18 protein-coding genes and 1 tRNA gene are annotated in these 16,711 nt (G+C 70.5%); 9 read left to right on the top strand and 10 right to left on the bottom strand.

The annotated features are described in order from the left end of the window. Positions 1-73: 73 nt before the first annotated feature. A complete protein-coding gene (locus Q8L83_RS09685) occupies positions 74-2,125 on the bottom strand; it encodes an NAD(+) synthase (protein WP_305286400.1) in 2,052 nt (683 codons plus the stop codon). A 128-nt stretch (positions 2,126-2,253) separates the two neighbouring features. On the opposite strand from Q8L83_RS09685, the gene Q8L83_RS09680 reads away from it, so the two are divergent. Next, complete coding sequence (locus Q8L83_RS09680) at positions 2,254-3,543, top strand: sodium:proton antiporter (protein WP_305286398.1); 1,290 nt, start codon at positions 2,254-2,256, stop codon at positions 3,541-3,543. 66 nt (positions 3,544-3,609) lie between these two features. Here Q8L83_RS09680 and Q8L83_RS09675 read toward each other — a convergent pair. The 4 genes from Q8L83_RS09675 to hemC all read right to left on the bottom strand — a co-directional run bounded on the left by Q8L83_RS09675 (position 3,610) and on the right by hemC (position 5,711). Beyond that, positions 3,610-3,685, bottom strand: a tRNA-Thr gene (locus Q8L83_RS09675). 52 nt (positions 3,686-3,737) lie between these two features. Continuing rightward, complete coding sequence (locus Q8L83_RS09670; protein WP_305286396.1) at positions 3,738-3,947, bottom strand: hypothetical protein; 210 nt, start codon at positions 3,945-3,947, stop codon at positions 3,738-3,740. Further along, on the bottom strand, positions 3,944-4,678 hold the full coding sequence (locus tag Q8L83_RS09665) for a uroporphyrinogen-III synthase (protein ID WP_305286394.1): 735 nt from the start codon (positions 4,676-4,678) through the stop codon (positions 3,944-3,946). Before Q8L83_RS09665 ends, Q8L83_RS09670 begins: the two co-directional genes overlap by 4 nt. 58 nt (positions 4,679-4,736) lie before the next feature. Continuing rightward, positions 4,737-5,711, bottom strand: a complete 975-nt coding sequence (gene hemC, locus Q8L83_RS09660; RefSeq protein ID WP_305286392.1) for a hydroxymethylbilane synthase — start codon at positions 5,709-5,711, stop codon at positions 4,737-4,739. Positions 5,712-5,783: 72 nt separating this feature from the next. Between hemC and tsaD the strand changes: the two genes are divergently transcribed. From tsaD to Q8L83_RS09630, 6 genes are all read left to right on the top strand, one after another. Beyond that, positions 5,784-6,887 (top strand): tRNA (adenosine(37)-N6)-threonylcarbamoyltransferase complex transferase subunit TsaD, encoded by a 1,104-nt coding sequence (tsaD, locus tag Q8L83_RS09655; protein ID WP_305286426.1) that lies wholly within the window; start codon positions 5,784-5,786, stop codon positions 6,885-6,887. Beyond that, a complete protein-coding gene (locus Q8L83_RS09650; protein WP_305286391.1) occupies positions 6,884-7,897 on the top strand; it encodes an NAD(P)H-dependent glycerol-3-phosphate dehydrogenase in 1,014 nt (337 codons plus the stop codon). The genes tsaD and Q8L83_RS09650 overlap by 4 nt, the downstream gene beginning before the upstream one ends. Continuing rightward, positions 7,894-8,181, top strand: a complete 288-nt coding sequence (locus Q8L83_RS09645; protein ID WP_305286390.1) for a YciI family protein — start codon at positions 7,894-7,896, stop codon at positions 8,179-8,181. Before Q8L83_RS09650 ends, Q8L83_RS09645 begins: the two co-directional genes overlap by 4 nt. Continuing rightward, on the top strand, positions 8,178-8,534 hold the full coding sequence (locus Q8L83_RS09640) for a Rieske (2Fe-2S) protein (protein WP_305286389.1): 357 nt from the start codon (positions 8,178-8,180) through the stop codon (positions 8,532-8,534). The genes Q8L83_RS09645 and Q8L83_RS09640 overlap by 4 nt, the downstream gene beginning before the upstream one ends. Positions 8,535-8,536: 2 nt before the next feature. Beyond that, positions 8,537-9,151 carry a chloramphenicol phosphotransferase CPT family protein gene (locus Q8L83_RS09635; RefSeq protein ID WP_305286388.1) on the top strand — a complete coding sequence of 205 codons (615 nt, stop codon included), beginning with the start codon at positions 8,537-8,539 and terminating at the stop codon, positions 9,149-9,151. A gap of 69 nt (positions 9,152-9,220) precedes the next feature. Continuing rightward, a complete protein-coding gene (locus Q8L83_RS09630; protein WP_305286386.1) occupies positions 9,221-9,979 on the top strand; it encodes a carbon-nitrogen hydrolase family protein in 759 nt (252 codons plus the stop codon). Between the two features lie 7 nt (positions 9,980-9,986). Here the strand turns inward: Q8L83_RS09630 and Q8L83_RS09625 are convergent, their stop codons facing one another. Beyond that, positions 9,987-10,880 (bottom strand): LysR family transcriptional regulator, encoded by an 894-nt coding sequence (locus tag Q8L83_RS09625; protein ID WP_305286384.1) that lies wholly within the window; start codon positions 10,878-10,880, stop codon positions 9,987-9,989. 89 nt (positions 10,881-10,969) lie between these two features. On the opposite strand from Q8L83_RS09625, the gene Q8L83_RS09620 reads away from it, so the two are divergent. Beyond that, positions 10,970-11,920, top strand: a complete 951-nt coding sequence (locus tag Q8L83_RS09620) for an NAD(P)H-binding protein (RefSeq protein WP_305286383.1) — start codon at positions 10,970-10,972, stop codon at positions 11,918-11,920. Positions 11,921-11,938: 18 nt separating this feature from the next. On the opposite strand, the gene Q8L83_RS09615 is transcribed toward Q8L83_RS09620, so the two are convergent. Then, complete coding sequence (locus Q8L83_RS09615; RefSeq protein ID WP_305286381.1) at positions 11,939-12,817, bottom strand: aminoglycoside phosphotransferase family protein; 879 nt, start codon at positions 12,815-12,817, stop codon at positions 11,939-11,941. Positions 12,818-12,920: 103 nt separating this feature from the next. On the opposite strand from Q8L83_RS09615, the gene Q8L83_RS09610 reads away from it, so the two are divergent. Further along, entirely contained in the window at positions 12,921-13,904 is a 984-nt protein-coding gene (locus tag Q8L83_RS09610; RefSeq protein ID WP_305286378.1) for an NADP-dependent oxidoreductase, read from the top strand. 4 nt (positions 13,905-13,908) lie between these two features. Here the strand turns inward: Q8L83_RS09610 and Q8L83_RS09605 are convergent, their stop codons facing one another. The 3 genes from Q8L83_RS09605 to Q8L83_RS09595 all read right to left on the bottom strand — a co-directional run bounded on the left by Q8L83_RS09605 (position 13,909) and on the right by Q8L83_RS09595 (position 16,703). Further along, positions 13,909-14,364: an OsmC family protein gene (locus Q8L83_RS09605; protein ID WP_305286376.1), complete on the bottom strand. Its 456-nt coding sequence runs from the start codon at positions 14,362-14,364 to the stop codon at positions 13,909-13,911. Then, positions 14,364-16,151 (bottom strand): acyl-CoA dehydrogenase C-terminal domain-containing protein, encoded by a 1,788-nt coding sequence (locus tag Q8L83_RS09600; protein ID WP_305286374.1) that lies wholly within the window; start codon positions 16,149-16,151, stop codon positions 14,364-14,366. The genes Q8L83_RS09605 and Q8L83_RS09600 overlap by 1 nt, the downstream gene beginning before the upstream one ends. Before the next feature lie 72 nt (positions 16,152-16,223). Next, positions 16,224-16,703, bottom strand: a complete 480-nt coding sequence (locus tag Q8L83_RS09595; protein WP_305286373.1) for a MerR family DNA-binding transcriptional regulator — start codon at positions 16,701-16,703, stop codon at positions 16,224-16,226. Positions 16,704-16,711 lie beyond the last annotated feature (8 nt).

Raw genomic sequence — 16,711 nt, 5'->3', positions numbered from 1 at the left:
GTGTTTCGAAATCTCCCCACGGATGGATCGTTAAGGTTGTAGGGCTCGCCTGTCCATAGCAAGCGGCGCGCCCTCAGTCGCCGGGCAGCCCCGCCTTCAACTCGGCCAGCCAAAGGCGCGCATTGCCGTCGGACGGGGCGCGCCAGTCGCCCCGCGGCGAGAGGTTGCCGCCGGACACCACCTTGGGGCCATTGGGCATGGCCGAGCGCTTGAACTGGCTGAAGCCGAAGAACCGCTGCAGGAACACCTCCAGCCAGCGGCCGACGGTCTCCAGGTCGTACTGGTTGCGGGCCTCGGGCGGGAAGTGGGGCGGCCAGGCGCCCGCTGCGGCGTCGCGCCAGGCATGCCAGGCCAGGAAGGCGACCTTGGACGGCCGCAGCCCGAAGCGGGTGATGTAATAGAGGTGGAAATCCTGCAGCTCGTAGGGGCCGATAATGGCCTGGGTCGACTGGATGGCGCCATTGGCGTCGGCCGGCACGAGTTCTGGCGAGATCTCCGTATCGAGGACCGACAGCAGGATCTGGTTGGTGTCGGCCTCGAACTGGCCGTGGCTCGCCACCCAACGTATCAGGTGCTGAATCAGGGTCTTGGCCACCGAGCCGTTGACATTGTAGTGGCTCATCTGGTCGCCGACGCCATAGGTGCACCAGCCGAGCGCCAGCTCCGACAGGTCGCCGGTGCCCAACACGATCGCCCCGCGCTGGTTGGCCGCGCGGAACAGATAGTCGGTGCGCAGGCCCGCCTGCACGTTCTCGAACGTCACGTCATAGACCGGCTCGCCGCCGGCGAACGGGTGGTTCAGATCGGCCAGCATCTGGCGGGCCGCCGGCCGGATGTCGATCTCCTCGGCCGTGGCGCCGATGGCCCGCATCAGCGCCCAGGCGTTGGACTTGGTGCCCTCGGACGTGGCGAAGCCCGGCAGGGTGAAGGCCAGGATATTGGACCGGGGCAGGGAAAGCTGGTCGCAGGCCTTGGCCGCCACGATCAGGGCGTGGGTGGAATCGAGGCCCCCGGAGACGCCGATGACGATCTTCTCGGTGCGGCTGGCCTTCAGGCGCTGGGCCAGGCCCTCGACCTGGATGTTGAAGGCCTCATAGCAGTCCTCGTCCAGGCGCACGGGATCGTCAGGCACGAAGGGGAAGCGGTCGAGCCGGCGCATCAGGCCGCGGTCGGCGAAGGCCGGCTGATGGGCGAAGCCGATGCGACGGAACTCATATTCCGGATGGCCCTCGGCGATCGCCGCGTCGTTGAAGGTGGGCGTGCGCATCCGCTCCAGCCGCAGGCGCTCGACGTCCACATCGGCGAGCGTCAGCCCGCCATCGGTGGGGAACCGCTGGCTCTGCGCCAGGAGCGCGCCCAATTCATAGATGTCGCCCTGGCCGTCCCAGGCGAGGTCGGTGGTGCTCTCGCCCGGCCCGGCCGCGGAATAGAGATAGGCCGCCTGGCAGCGCACCGATTGCGAGGCGCACAGCATGGCGCGGTCGCGGGCCTTGCCCACCACCACATTGGAGGCCGACAGATTGGCCAGGATCAGGGCGCCGGCCAGGGCGCCGCGGGTGGACGGCGGGGTGGCCGCCCAGAAGTCCTCGCAGATCTCCAGATGGAAGACGAAATCGGCCAGGTCCTCGGCCGCGAACACCAGATCGACCCCGAACGGGACGGTCTGGCCCGCCAGCGTCACCTCCAGGTCGGTGAGGCCCGCGCCCGGCGCAAACCAGCGCTTCTCGTAATACTCCCGATAGTTGGGCAGGAAGGACTTGGGGACGACCCCCAGGATCCGCCCCCTGGAAATGGCCAGGGCGCAGTTATAGAGCCGCCCATTGCGCCGCACCGGCGCGCCGATGGCCAGCACCGGGTTCAGGGTCTCGCTGGCCGCGCAGATCTCCGCCACGGCCGCCTCGACCGCGTCCAGCAGGGCGTCCTGCAGGTGCAGGTCGTCGATGGCGTAGGCCGAGACGCAGAGCTCGGGGAACACGATCAGGTCGGCGCCGGCCTCGTGGCCCTTGCGCGCCTGCTCCAGGATCGCCTGGGCGTTGGCGGCGGGATCGCCCACCGCGACCCGGGGCGTGGCGACGCCGCAGCGGACGAACCCCTGGGCCTGACTGGAATAGAACCGATGGCTCATGCCGCTCCTCGAACCCTAAAGCGTCCCCTGCTTGCCATAGATGGCGCCCCGGGGCGAGTTTGGCGAAGCTTCGCCGGATACGAAGCCCGTGCGGAACGTTGCATGATCCCACCGCGAAGGACGCCCACGTGACCCTGGACCCCTACCTGCTGTTCCTGTTCGGGTTGGGCGCCGTGATCCTGCTGGTGGCCTGGCTGCCCCTGGGGCTCAAGCGGCTGCCGCTCAGTCTGGCCATGGTCTGCGTCGCCATCGGCGTGGCGGTGTTCAGCCTCGGCGGCCTGAATTTCGATCCCGACCCCCGGACCTACGACACCCTGACCGAGCGGCTCACCGAGCTGGTGGTCATCATCGCCCTGATGGGGGCCGGCGTGAAGATCGACCGCCGCATGGGCTGGCGCAGCTGGGGCTCGGCCTGGCGGCTGCTGGGGATCGCCATGCCGCTGACCATCCTGGCCATCGCCATCCTCGGGGTGCAGGCGCTGGGCCTGTCGCTGGCCATGTCGGTCCTGCTGGCCGCAGCCCTGGCGCCCACCGACCCCGTGCTGGCGGCCGACGTCCAGGTGGGACCGCCCGGGTCGGGGGAGGAGACCGAGGTGCGCTTCGCCCTGACGTCGGAGGCCGGCTTCAACGATGGCCTGGCCTTCCCCTTCGTCCACCTCGCCCTGGTGTTCGCCGCCGTGGCGGCCAGCACGGGCGACCCCATGGCCTGGCCAGGCCCGGAAGCCTGGCTGCACTGGCTCTCGATGGACGTGCTCTGGCGGATCGGGGCGGGCTTGGCCATGGGCTGGCTGCTGGGCCGCGCCATGGGCTGGATCGCGTTCGACATTCCCCATGTGCGCCTGTCGGCCACCGGCGACGGTCTGGTCGCGCTCGGCGCCACCTTCGTCGTCTATACGGCGACGGAGTTCGTCAACGGCTATGGCTTCCTGGCCGTCTTCATCGCGGCCCTGACCCTGCGGTCGCGGGAGCGAAACCACGACTATCACCGCGCCCTGCACGACTTCGCCGAACAGGTGGAGCGGCTGCTGATCATGCTCGTGCTGGTGTTGTTCGGCGGGGCGCTGGCCGCGGGCCTGCTGGCCAGCCTGACCTGGACCGACCTGGCGGCCTGCGCCTTCATCCTGCTGGTGATCCGGCCGCTGTCGGGCTGGATCTCCATGTGGGGCTCCAACCTCACCCGACGCGAGCAATGGCTCTCGGCCATACTGGGCGTCCGCGGCATCGGCTCGTTCTTCTACATCGCCTATGGCCTCAACCACGGCGACTTCGGCTCGTCGGAGCGCCTGTGGGCGATCACCGGCGCCGTCGTCCTGATGTCGGTGATCCTGCACGGCATAGCCGCCACCCCCCTCATGGCCTGGATCGAACGCCCCGACAAAGGCGTCCGCCAGGAAGGCGAGGAGAACGTGGTGAAGTGAGGGTGGGGCCGGCTAGGTGACCGGCCTTGCGGCCATGCTCGCTAAGGGACTCTCTTCGGAAGAGAGTGGTGCCGCCTAGGTGACTCGAACACCTGACCTACGCATTACGAATGCGCCGCTCTACCGGCTGAGCTAAGGCGGCCCGTGGTGGCGCGGGCGCCTTGAGAAGGGCGTCTGCGTCCGGGGGCGACTATTTAGCGGCTGTCGGGCCGCTCGCCAAGCGACTCTGTTGCGGTGGGGTGATCTGTCGCCGGGGCGAGCCAGACGGGGCCGAACCTGGCGATGGCGAGGCCGCCGAGGATGCAGAGCACGGCGAAGGCGATGGCGGTCCAGTAGACGGGGCCGAACATGCGCGGCGGGGGGCCGGGCTCAGCCTCGTCTGGCGGGGTGTCCTCGGGCCTCAAGGGGAAACCGACGCCGCCGCCGACGGCGCCGGGCGCTCGATCAGGTTCAGCAGGGCGGCCTCCATGGGCAGGGGGGCGAAGGCCCGCTCGCCGACCTTCGCCCGGGCCAGCGGCCGGCCCACCGCGCGGGACAGGCAGAGGACCCGCAGGTGGCGCGCCTCGCGACCGCGCAGCAGCAGGGCCAGTTGGCGGGCGGCGCGGGGCGAGTGGACCAGGACCGCCTCGGCCTTCAGCGCCTGTTCCAGTTCGTCGCGGGACGGGGTTAGGGGCCGGGTCTCATAGATGGCCTGACTGCGGGCCGGCACGTCGGCGGCGGCCAGGGCGCCAATGAGATCCCCGGCCGGCTCGGCGGCGGCGGGATGCAGGACGGCGCCACGAAACTCGCCCGCTCGCCCCGCCAGGCCGCGGGCCAGGGCGTCCACGTCGCCATCTGCGGAATAGACCTGGCGGAAGCCCGCTGCCCGCGCCGCCTGGGCCGTGGCCTGGCCGACCACGAAGACCGGCAGGCTCCGGTCAGGGTTCAGGCCCGCAAACACCCGCACCCCGTTGGCGCTGGTGAAGGCCAGGGCGCCGACGCCGGTCAGGTCTGGGGCGGCGCCGGCCAGGGGCGCGACATCCAGCAGGGGCAGGACCAGCGGCCGGCAGCCCATGGCGCGCAGGCGCTCGGCCGTGGCCGCGGCGCCGGGTTCGGCGCGGGTGATCCAGATCAGGCGCCGATCCTGGGACGTCATCGGGGCAGGAAAGCTTGAGCCGGCGCCCCGGCGCAAGCCTGCAGGCCGCGCCGGCGGCTCAGGGCGCGACCTCTTCGGGCAGGATGATGGCGTCGCCGGCCTCGTCGCGCAGTTCGGCGCCCAGCTTCAGGCCCAGTTCGCGGGCCGCGACCATGGGATCGGCGGCGGCGGTCAGGTCCAGACCCTCCTGGCGGCGGAAGCGCAGGCGGCCGTCCGGCGACAGGGCCTCGACGATCAGGAACAGCTGGCCGGCCTTCAGGGTCGCATAGGCGCCGATCGGCGTGCGGCAGGAGCTTTCCAGGGCCGCCATGGCGCCGCGCTCGGCGGCCACGGTGGTGGTGGTGTCCATGTCGCGCAGGGCCTCAAGCCAGGGCTGGCCCTGGTCGGCCTCGCGGGTCTCGATGGCCAGGGCGCCCTGGCCCGGGGCCGGCGGGCGCTCGACTGGATCGATGAAGCTCTTGGCCGACCCGTCGAGGCCCAGGCGCTTGAGGCCCGAGAGCGCCAGGATGATGGCGTCGTACTCGCCGGCCTCCAGCTTGGCCATGCGGGTGCCGACATTGCCCCGCAGCAGTTGGACGTCCAGGTCGGGGCGGGCGTGCAGGCTCTGGGCCTGGCGGCGCAGGCTGGCGGTGCCGAGCTTGGCGCCCTTGGGCAGGTCCTCGAGCGTGCGGGCTTCGCGGCTGAGGAAGGCGTCCCGGGGGTCCTCGCGCTCGGGAATGGCGGCGATGACCAGGCCCGGCGGCAGGACGGCGGGCATGTCCTTCATCGAATGGACCGCGCAGTCGATGCGGCCGTCCAGCATCGCCTCCTCGATCTCCTTGGTGAACAGCGCCTTGCCGCCCACCTCCAGCAAGCGCCGGTCCTGGATCTGGTCGCCCGAGGTGCGGATGATCACCAGGGGGGCGACACGCTCGGCGTCTTCCGGCGCGGCGCCCAGGGCCGCGGCGATGCGGCGCTGCATCTGGCCGGCCTGGGCCAGGGAAAGCTGGGAGCCTCGGGCCCCGATGCGGACGACGGGCGGTTGCGAAGACACGGTGGGCGGTCTACCTGCGATGCGATGACTGACAGCCCGCTGCTACAGGACAGGCGCCTTGGCCGCAACCGGATGACCGATCCCACGGCGCCGGACCTCACGGTCCTGGGCCTCGAGACCAGCTGCGACGAAACCGCTGCGGCCGTAGTGCGGCGGAGCGCCGACGGCCAGGTGCGGGTGCTGTCCTCGGTGATCGCCAGCCAGATCGCCCAGCATGCCCCCTATGGCGGGGTGGTGCCCGAGATCGCCGCCCGCTCGCATGTGGAAGCCATCGACGCCATCGCCGCCCAGGCCATGAGCGAGGCCGGCCTCTCCTATGACGATCTGGACGGGGTGGCGGCCACCGCCGGCCCTGGCCTGGTGGGCGGGGTGATGGTGGGGCTGGCCTTTGGCAAGGCCGTGGCCCTGGCCCGGTCCCTGCCTCTGGTGGCGGTGAACCATCTGGAAGGCCATGCGGTCTCGGCGAGGCTGGGGGCCGAGGTGGCCTATCCCTTCCTGCTGCTGCTGGTGTCCGGCGGCCATTGCCAGTTGCTGGAGGTGGGCGGGGTGGGCGCCTGCCGCCGCCTGGGCACCACCATGGACGATGCGGCCGGCGAGGCCTTCGACAAGATCGCCAAGACGCTCGGCCTGCCCTATCCCGGCGGGCCGGCCCTGGAGAAGCTCGCCGTCGGCGGCGATCCCGAGCGTTACCCCCTGCCGCGGGCGAGGCTCGGCCACAAGGACTGCGACTTTTCCTTTTCGGGCCTGAAGACCGCCGCAGCGCGGATCGCCGAGGGGCTGAGCACCGAGCCAGAGCGCCGCGACCTGGCCGCCGCCGTCCAGACCGCTATCGCCCGCCAGTTGCGCGAGCGCACGGAGCGGGCCATGGACATCTATGCGCAAGGCCATGAGGGCGAGGCCCTGCGCTTCGTGGTCGCCGGCGGGGTCGCGGCAAACAGCGCGGTGCGGGCCACCCTGGAAGAGACTGCGAGCGCCCGGGGCTTTTCCTTCACCGCTCCGCCGCTGGCCTATTGCACAGACAATGCGGCGATGATCGCGCTGGCCGGCGCCGAGCGGCTGGCCCTGGGGATCAGCGACCCCCTGGACGCCCCGGCCCGCCCCCGCTGGCCGCTCGATGCGGCGGCGGCCGCCGCCAATCCCAGTCACCTCGCCGGCCGAAAGGGCGCCAAGTCATGAGCCAGCCGATGAAACGCGCCGGGGTCATCGGCGCCGGCGCCTGGGGCACGGCGCTGGCCCAGGTCTGCCTGCGGGCCGGGCTTGCCACCACCCTGTGGGCGCGCGAGCCCGAGGTGGTGGCGTCGATCGCCCAGGCCGGGGAGAACCGCCTGTTCCTGCCCGGCGTGCCCCTGGATCCCGCGCTCGCCTGCACCGGCGACCTGGCCGATCTGGCGGACGCCGACCTGATCCTGATGGTGGCGCCGGCCCAGCATCTGCGCGCCGCCCTCACCGCCTTTGCGCCTTACGCCCGGCCGGGCTTGCCCATCGTGCTGTGCGCCAAGGGGGTGGAGCAGGGCTCGCTGAAGCTGATGACGCAGGTGCTGGCCGAGACCCTGCCGGACGCCGCGCCTGCCGTGCTGTCAGGCCCCAGCTTCGCCGGAGAAGTAGCCCGCGGCCTGCCCACCGCCGTGACGCTGGCCTGCGCCGACGAGGCCCTGGGTCGGGCCCTGGCCGAGGCCATCGCCGGCCCGGCCTTCCGGCCCTACTACGCCGCCGACATGATCGGCGCCGAGGTCGGCGGGGCGATCAAGAACGTGCTGGCCATCGCCTGCGGCATTGTCGAGGGCCGGGGCCTGGGGCGCAGCGCCCATGCCGCCCTGATCACCCGCGGCTTTGCGGAGATGACCCGGGTGGCCGTGGCCCTGGGCGGCGAGCCCGAAACGGTGGCCGGCCTCTGTGGCCTGGGCGACCTGGTGCTGACCTGTTCCAGCCCGCAGTCGCGCAATATGAGCGTCGGCCTGGCGCTGGGGGGCGGCCAGACCCTGGAGGCGGCCCTGGCCGGCAAGCTGTCGGTGGCCGAGGGCGTGGCGTCCGCGCCCGCCGTGCGCGAGCTGACGGCCAGGCTCGCCGTCGAGACCCCGATCTGCGAGGCGGTGGCGGCCATCCTGGCCGGCGAGGTCGCCGTGGACGTCGCCATCGAAAACCTGTTGTCCCGTCCCCTGAGGGACGAACGTGAGGACCTTGAATGAGCCTGTTTGTCCTGATGTGCTTCGACAAGGCCGACGCCCTGCCGCGCCGCACCGCCGCCCGCGCCGACCACCTGGCCTATATCGAACAGCGCCTGGAAAAGGTGAAGCTGGCCGGTCCCCTGCTGACCGAGGGCGGCGACATGGCCGGCTCCCTGATCATCTATGAGGCGGAAGACCGCGCCGAAGTCGAGGCCTTCGCCGCCGGCGACCCCTACAAGGCCGCCGATGTCTTCGAGCGGGTGGAGATCGCCGCCTTCAAGGTCACCCGCGGGGCCCTGGCTTGAGCGGCAACCCCGCCCGACCGCCGGCCGGAACCGACCTCTGCGCCCTGGACGAGGTGGCCGAGCCGGGCGCCAAGGGGTTCCGCTTTCGCGCCGAGGCGGCGATGTTCGCCGGCGTCGTGGTGCGGATCGGCGACGAGATCCGCGGCTATGTGGATAGCTGCCCCCACGCCGGCTGGCCGCTCTCGGCCCTGGACGACCGCTATCTGACCCGGGACCACCGCCACATTCTCTGCGCGGGCCACGGCGCCCTGTTCCGCCCGCTCGACGGCGAATGCGTCGTCGGCCCCTGCTTCGGCGAACGCCTCGCCCCCTGGCCGGTCGAGGTCCGCGACGGCCGGGTGGTGACGGCCTGACCATGACGGCGCCCGGCCAGATCATCGTCCTCAACGGCGTCCCGCGCGCCGGCAAGTCGAGCTTGGCCAAGGCGATCCAGGACAGCTTCGACGGGGTCTGGATGAACCTCGGCGTGGATGGCTTCAAGGCCATGACGCCCCAGCGCTTCCAGCCCGGGATCGGCCTGCGCCCCGGCGGCGAGCGGCCGGACCTCGAGCCCCTGATCGTCAGCCTCTACTTGGCCCTTTATCAGTCCATCGCCGCCCACAGCCGACTGGGGCTGAACGTCGTCGCCGACCTCGGCCATCACGACGGATATTCGCAACCGCGCCACATCCTGCCGGCCTGCGCCCGCGTCCTGGAGGGCCTGCCCGCCTGGCTGATCGGCGTCCGCTGTCCGATCGAGGTGGTGATGGCGCGCCGCTCGGCCACCTGGAACCAGGCCTGGTCGCCTGGCGACCCGATCCCGGCCCCGGTCCAGCGCTTCCAGGACGAGGTCCACAGGCCGGGCCTCTACGACCTGGAGGTGGACACTTCAGTCCTGGCTCCCGAAGCCGGCGCCGAGGCGATTGGCCGGCGGGTGACCCAAGGTCCGCCGCCCACCGCCTTCGCACAACTGGCGGCCCTGGTCGCCTGACGGGGCTGCCGCCCGAGGCGTTCGTCATGATCCTCGCGCATTCTTGCGGTTGGCTCCGGAGAGATCCCCATGACCCCAATCGACAACCAAGTCCGCATCGCTGCGGCCCAGACCCCGGTCTTCTGGGAGGATATCGACGGCGCCCTGGCCTATGCGCGGGATGTGATCGGCGAGGCCCACGACGCGGGCGCGGCGCTGCTCTGTTTTCCGGAAGGGTTTCTGCAGGGCTATCTCGTGGCGCCGGAGTTGGCGCGCCGCGCGGCCCTGGATCTGGGATCCTCGGCCTTCGCCGATGTGGTCGGCCAGCTGCCTGAGGCCGGGCCCATGCTGGTCCTGGGTATGATCGAGGCGGAGGGCGAACGGCTCTACAACACCGCCGTGGTGCTCGAAGGCCGCCGGCTGATCGGCCGCTACCGCAAGACCCACCTGCTGAAGAGCGAGGCGGTGTTTTCGCCTGGTGACGACTGTCCGGTGTTCGAGGCCGGCGGTCTGCGCTTCGGGATCAATATCTGCTTCGACACCAACTTCCCGGAAGCCGCGCAAAAGGTGGCCGAGCAGGGCGCAAGCCTGCTGGTCTGCCCGGCCAACAACATGCTGCCGCGCGCCATCGCCGTGGAGTGGAAGGATCGGCACAATCTTGTGCGGGGCGACCGCTGCCGCGAGACCGGCCTGTGGTGTCTCTCCGCCGATGTCACCGGCGAACGGGGCGATCGCGTGGCCTGGGGACCGACGGCGTTGCTGGACGCGCAAGGCGAGGTCGTGGCCCAACTGCCCCTGGACGCGCCGGGCCTGCTGGTCTGCGAGGTTCCCGTCGGGCGCCAGGGATGAAGGCGCCTCAGCCCGGGGGGTGATAGCGCGCGAATTCGTTCGCCAGGACCGCCATCACCGCGCGGATGCGCGGGACGCGGCGCAGGCTCTCGTGGGTCACGATCCAGGTCTCCAGGGCCATGGGCGTCCAGTCTGGCAGGACGTGGCGCAGGCGAGGATCGCGGCGGCCGACCGGGACCTGGGCGAAGGCGAGGCCGAGGCCGGCGCGGGCGGCGGCGAGCTGGGCCGGGTGGCTGTCGGTGCGCAGGACGAGCCGCTCGCGGGCGAAGGCGGGACCCAAGGTCTCGGCGAAGGCCAGGTCGGCCGGGGCGCGGTCGGGGCCGATGAGGTCGTGGTCCTCCAGGTCCGCCAGCGAGGTGGGCGTCCCCCGGATCCGCAGATAGGCCTCGGCGGCGAAGAGGCCGATCGGGATCACGGCGGCGCGGCGCGCCACCAGGGACTCCTGGGTGGGCCGGACCGTCCGCACCGCCACATCCACCTCCTGGGCCAGCAGATTGGCATGGGCGTTGCTGAGCGACAGCTCGATCTGGATTGCAGGATGGGCGTCGCGCAGGGCCTTCAGCATGGGCGCTATCACCTCCACCCCGATGAAGTCGGGCACGCTGAGGCGGACGACGCCGGCGACCTCGCCCGGGGCGGCGGCGGCCATGCGGATGAAATGGGCCGAGGCCATGGCCATGGCCCGGGCCGGCCCTTCCAGGGCGCGGGCCTGCTCGGTGGGGGTCAGGCCGTTGACCGAGCGGGTGAAGAGCACCGCGCCCAGGGCGGTTTCCAGGGTCGTGATGCGGCTGCGGGCCGTGGCGTGGGAGACCCCGAGCCGGCGCGCGGCGCCCGCCAAGCTGCCTTCGTCCAGCACGGCCAGGAAGGCCTGCTGATCCTCCCAGGAGACGGGATTGCTCATAAGTTTCCTACTAGCAGCTCACGACGTTCTTGCAATTTCTAACAGGTGATCGGCGGCGCAAGTTTGGCCTCAGCAAGAGGAGAGCAGCGATGACCACCCGAAAGACAGTCCTGATCGTAGGCGCCAACGGCCGGATCGGCGGCGCAGTGGCCAAGGCCCTGCTGCAGCGCGGTTGGCAGGTGCGGGGCCTGGCCCGCGATCCGAGCGCTGGGCGCCAAGCCCTTCCCGGGATCGACTGGCGGACCGGCGACGCCATGAACGCCGAGCAGGTGAGCGCGGCCGCAGACGGCGTGTCGGCCATCGTCCACGCGGTGAACCCGGCCGGGTATCTCAATTGGGAGACGCTGGTCCTGCCGATGATCGACAACACGATCGCTGCGGCGCGAGCCGCCGGGGGCGCGCGGGTCGTCCTGCCCGGCACGATCTACAACTACGACGTCGCCCGCACCCCGCTGATCGGCGCCGAGACGCCGCAAGAACCCCGCAGCCGCAAGGGCGTGATCCGCGTGGCCATGGAGCAGCGGCTGGAGGCCGCGGCGCCCGAGGTTCCGTCCCTGATCCTGCGGGCCGGCGACTTCTTCGGCCCCGGCGCCCGTTCGAGCTGGTTCTCGCAAGCCATGGTCAAGCCGGACCAGCCGGTGCGCAAGATCGTCAATGTTGCCCGCGGGCCGGGTCACAGCTGGGCCTATCTGCCGGACCTCGCCGAAACGTTTGCAAGCCTGATGGAGGCCCCGGAGCGGCTGCACTCCTTCGAGCGCCTGCAGTTCGAAGGCCTCTATGACGAGTCCGGAACCGTGCTCGCCGACGGGATTCGTCGCGCCCTGGGGCGAGACATTCCGAGCGGGGCCTTTCCCTGGTGGATGATGCAGGCCTTGAGCCCCTTCGGCGGCTTTCCGAAGGAGGCGGCCGACATCGCGCCCTACTGGCGCTGGCCGGCGCGGTTCGACAACCGGCGGCTGGTGGAGCTTCTCGGGTCCGAACCGCGGACGCCTCTGGACCAGGCGCTGCGGGCCAGTCTGGCCAGTCTCGGCGCCACCTGAACCGGGCGCGCCGACGCGCTACATCACGCCTAGCCGCTGCAGCACCCGCAGGTGCAGGTCGCGTTCGTGGGTGTGGACGCCGGGGGCGCCGGCGACGACGATCAGCGCTTTCCACAGGGCCCAGGCCTGGCCGCGAAGCCAGGTGTCGTCGTCCAGGCCCAGGCGCTGGCGGAAGATTTCGCGGGCGGCCTCGCTCAGAAAGGTCCAGGCGAACGCCAGGTCGCAGGCCGGATCGCCGACCCCGCAGGTCCCGAAGTCGATCACCGCGGCCAGTCGGCCGTCCCGGACCAGCAGATTGCCCGGCGCCACGTCCCCGTGGATCCAGACTTGCAGGCGGTCCCATCGGGTGGCCAGCGCGGCGTCCCAGAGGGCGAGCGCTGCGGCGCCGTCGATCTGGTCGCCCAGGGTCTCCACCGCCGCCCGGGTCTGGCCGTCATAGACCGCCGGGTCGCCGCCGCGGTGGAAGTTGTGGGCGCCCGCCGCCGGGCCGTCCGACGCGTCGATGGCGTGCAGGGCGAGAAGGAAGTTGGCTAGATCCTGGGCGAGAGCCTCATGGTCGAGACCTTCGGCCGCCGCCACGGTCTCGCCCTCGATCCAGGCGCAGATCGACCAGGGGAAGGGATAGCCACGCCCCGGCGCGCCCACCGCCACCGGCGCCGGAATCGGCAGGGGTAGGGCGGCCGCCAGCCTGGGCAGCCAGGCCTGCTCCTTCTCCACCTGGGCGATGTAGTGGGCTGCGGCGGGCATGCGGACCAGCAAGGCGTCGCCCAGCCGGAAGGTGCGATTGTCCCAGCCGCCCGGCCGCACCCGGGTCACGGCCAGGTCCCCCCATTGGGGAAACTGGTCGGCCACCAGGACGGCGACCGTCGCCTCGTCCACCTTGACCCGCTCGGCCATCGCGTCGTCGCCTTCCCTTGCGTCAGGGTTGAAGCCCCTGATCGGTGCGGTCCATGGTCCGCCCCATTGTTTTCGCCATTCGAGACGCATAAGGGAGGGCCATATGCCCATCAGCCGCGAAGTTCACCTCATCACCCGCCCGAGCGGCATGCCGCAGCCGAGCGAATTCGAGATCGTCGAGACCAACGTCCCTGACGCCGCCGACGGCCAGGTGCTGGTCCAGAACCTCTATATGTCGGTGGACCCGGCCATGCGTCCGCGGCTGACCGCCGGCCAGGCCCTGAACGAGGCCATGATGGGCGGGGCGCTGGGCCGGGTGGTCCAGTCCAAGAGCCCGGACTTCGCGGTCGGCGACCTGGTCAACAACCGCCTGGGCTTCCGGGAATATTTCGTGTCCGACGCCAAAGGCCTGTCCAAGCTGACGCCGGCTGAGGGCCTGCCGCTGACGGTGCACATGCATGCGCTCGGCATGACCGGGTTCACGGCTTACGGCGGCCTGCTGTTCATCGGCGCGATGAAGGAGGGCGAGCAGGTGTTCGTCTCCACCGCCGCCGGCGCCGTGGGCTCGATCGCCGCCCAGATCGCCAAGCTCAAGAACGGCTATGTGGTCGGATCCACCGGCTCGGACGACAAGGCCGCCTGGCTGCGCGACGAGATCGGCCTGGACGCGGTGATCAACTACAAGACGCAACCCATCCGCCAGGCCCTGGAAGAGGCCACGCCCAAGGGCATCGACGTCTATTTCGAGAATGTCGGCGGCGAGCATCTGGAGGCCGCGCTGCGCCGGATGAACACGCTCGGCCGCATCGCCGTCTGCGGCATGATCTCGGGCTATAACGAGGGCCAGGCGCCGGTGCGCAACCTGTCCAACATCATCTATTCGCGGGTGATGCTGCGGGGCTTTGTGGGCACGGACTTCATGCACCTGCAGCCGGACTTCCAGCGCGATATGGCCGCCTGGCTGCGCGAGGGCAAGATCAAGTACCAGGAGACGGTGATGGACGGCATCACGTCCGCGCCCCAGGCCCTGATCGGCCTGCTGGAAGGCGCCAACTCCGGCAAGATGCTGGTCAAGCTGGCCGACTAAGGCTTTAGGCCACGACGACTTCGGTCTTTACGGAGTTGGCGATGAAGCAGCCCTCGTGCGCCTCGTGATGCAGGCGCGCGAGGGTCTCGGCGTCCGGTTCGGCGCCGGCCCATTCGATGACGGGATTGAGGGTGACCTTGGTCACCGCCTGGCGGCCCGGGGCGATCTCTTCCATCACCCCGCAGGCCTCGTCGGCATAGGCGGCCACGGAAAAGCCGGCCAGCCGGGCCCGGTGCAGGAAGACCAGCATGTGGCAGGACGACAGGGCCGAAACCAGCATCTGTTCCGGATCGACCGCCCCCTCCACCGACCACTTGTTGCCGACCACGTGGCGCGAGGCGGTGCCGGGTACCGTGGTGCCCCGGTCGAAGCCCAGCTCGTGGCCACGACTGTAGCGACCGGCGGGAAAGTCCTCTCCCGCCGACAGCCGCCAGGTGACCGTGGCCCGATAGGTCGCCATCAGAAGGCCTCGGCCGGCAGGCTCATCAGGGTGTCGGCGCCGGTCTTCAGCTTGGCCAGATGGGTCGAGGTCTCGGGCAGGATGCGCTCCACATAGTAGCGGGCCAGCACCAGCTTGTGGGCGTAGAAGGGATCGGTGTCGCCCGCGGCGATCTTGCCTTGCGCGGCCTGCGCCATCATCGCCCACATATAGGCGAGCGCCGTCAGGCCAAAGAGGTGCATGTAGTCGGTCGAGGCCGCCCCGGCGTTGTCGGGATTGGCCAGGCCATTGGCCATCAGCCACATGGTGGCGTCCTGCAGCTCTTCCTTGGCCTGGGACAGGCCCTCGATGATCGGGGCCAGCGCCTTGTCGTTTTCGTGGGCGCCCACATAGGCGTCGATCTCGGCGAAGAAGCCCATGACCCCGCGCCCGCCCTCGGCCGCCAGCTTGCGGCCCACCAGGTCGAGCGCCTGGACGCCGTTGGTGCCCTCATAGATCAGCGCGATGCGGCAATCGCGCATGTACTGGCTGACCGGGAAGTGCTCGGTGAAGCCCGAGCCGCCGTGCACCTGGACGGCGTCGGAACAGACCTTGAAGCCGCGGTCGGTGAGGAAGCCCTTCACCACCGGGGTCATCAGCGCCATGTAGTCGCCCCCCTTCTGGCGCACCGCCTCGTCGGGGCTGCCATGGGCCAGGTCCCCGTGCAGGGCGGTCCAGAACAGGAAGGCGCGGCCGGCCTCGATGACGGCCTTGGAGTCCATCAGCATGCGGCGCACGTCGGGATGGACGATGATCGGGTCGGCGGGGCCGTCGGGGTTCTTCGGCCCGGTCAGCGAGCGGCCCTGCAGGCGGTCCTTGGCGAAGCTGGCGGCGGCCTGATAGGCGGCCTCGGCCTGGGCGACCCCTTGCAGGCCGACCCCGATGCGGGCCTCGTTCATCATCACGAACATCAGGCGAAGGCCCTGGTTCTCCTCGCCCACCAGCCAGCCCACCGACTCCTCGTGCTGGATGACGCAGGTGGCGTTGCCGTGGATGCCCATCTTCTCTTCCAGGCCGGCGCAGAAGACGGTGTTGCGCTCGCCGGGCTTGCCGTCGGCGTCCGGGATGAACTTGGGCACGATGAACAGGCTGATGCCGCGGGTGCCGGCCGGCGCGCCTTCGATGCGGGCCAGGACCAGGTGGACGATATTGTCGGCCATGTCGTGCTCGCCCCCGGAGATCCAGATCTTCTGGCCGGTGATGCGATAGGAGCCGTCGGCCTGCGGGACCGCCTTGGTCCGCAGAAGACCCAGATCCGTGCCGCAGTGCGGCTCGGTCAGGTTCATGGTCCCGCCCCATTCGCCCGAGGCGAGCTTGGGCAGATAGAGGTCCTTCTGGTCCTGGGAGCCGCCGGTGTGGATGGCCGAATAGGCCCCGTGCGTCAGGCCCGGATACATGGAGAAGGCCATGTTGGCCGAGGACGACATCTCGGAGAAGGACAGGTTCACCACATGGGCCATGCCTTGGCCGCCATAGGCCTTGTCGGCGCCCAGAGCCGGCCAGCCGCCCTCGACCAGGGCCTTGTAGGCGGCCTTGAAGCCGTCCGGCGTGGTGACCGAATGGTCCGGATGCCAGGTGCAGCCCTGCTTGTCGCCGACGCTGTTGAGCGGGGCCAGCACCTCGCCCGTGAACCGGCCGGCCTCTTCGATGATCTGGCCGACCACATCCATCGAGGCTTCGGAAAAGCCGGGCAGGTCCCCGTAGCGCTCGATCTGCAGGACGTCGCGCAGCAGGAAGAGATGATCACGGACGGGGGGCTGGTAGGGCATGGAGACTCCGGTGACGGCCCGGGCCGGTCGCCCGGCCCGGTCAAGGTGTGGTGGTCAGGGCGGCGTGGGCGCTTACTTGGCGCCCACATGCTCCAGGCCGTCGAGGCGCTGGCGCAGCATCTGATCATAGTCGGCCGCTCGGGGCAGCAGGTCAGGCCGGGTGGCGATCAGCTTGCGTTCGAGATTGTCGCAGCCGGCCCGCAGTTCCTGGATGGCGCGGTCGATGTCCTCGCGCTGGCTTTCCAGGGCGACGATGCGCTCCTTGAACTTGCGCAGGGACTTGGCCATCTGGGCCGCGCCGCCGTCGTCCAGGTCATAGAGGTCGAGGATTTCCCCGATTTCGGCGAGCGACAGGCCGACGCGCTTGCCCTGCAGGATCAGCTTCAGGCGAGCGCGGTCCTTATAGGAATAGACCCGGTTCATCCCGTCGCGGGCGGGCGTCAGCAGGCCCTTGTCCTCATAGAAGCGCAGGGCGCGCGGCGTGCATTTGAACTCCAGGCAGAGCTGGCGGATCGTATAGGTGCGTTGGGGGCGGCGCAGGTCGGTGGGCATTGGGGCGT

Source organism: Phenylobacterium sp. (assembly GCF_030680185.1).
In the GTDB taxonomy this organism is placed as follows: Bacteria; Pseudomonadota; Alphaproteobacteria; order Caulobacterales; family Caulobacteraceae; genus Phenylobacterium.
Note: the sequence above shows the minus strand (reverse complement) of the source record. Positions and strands in the feature narration are given on the sequence as shown.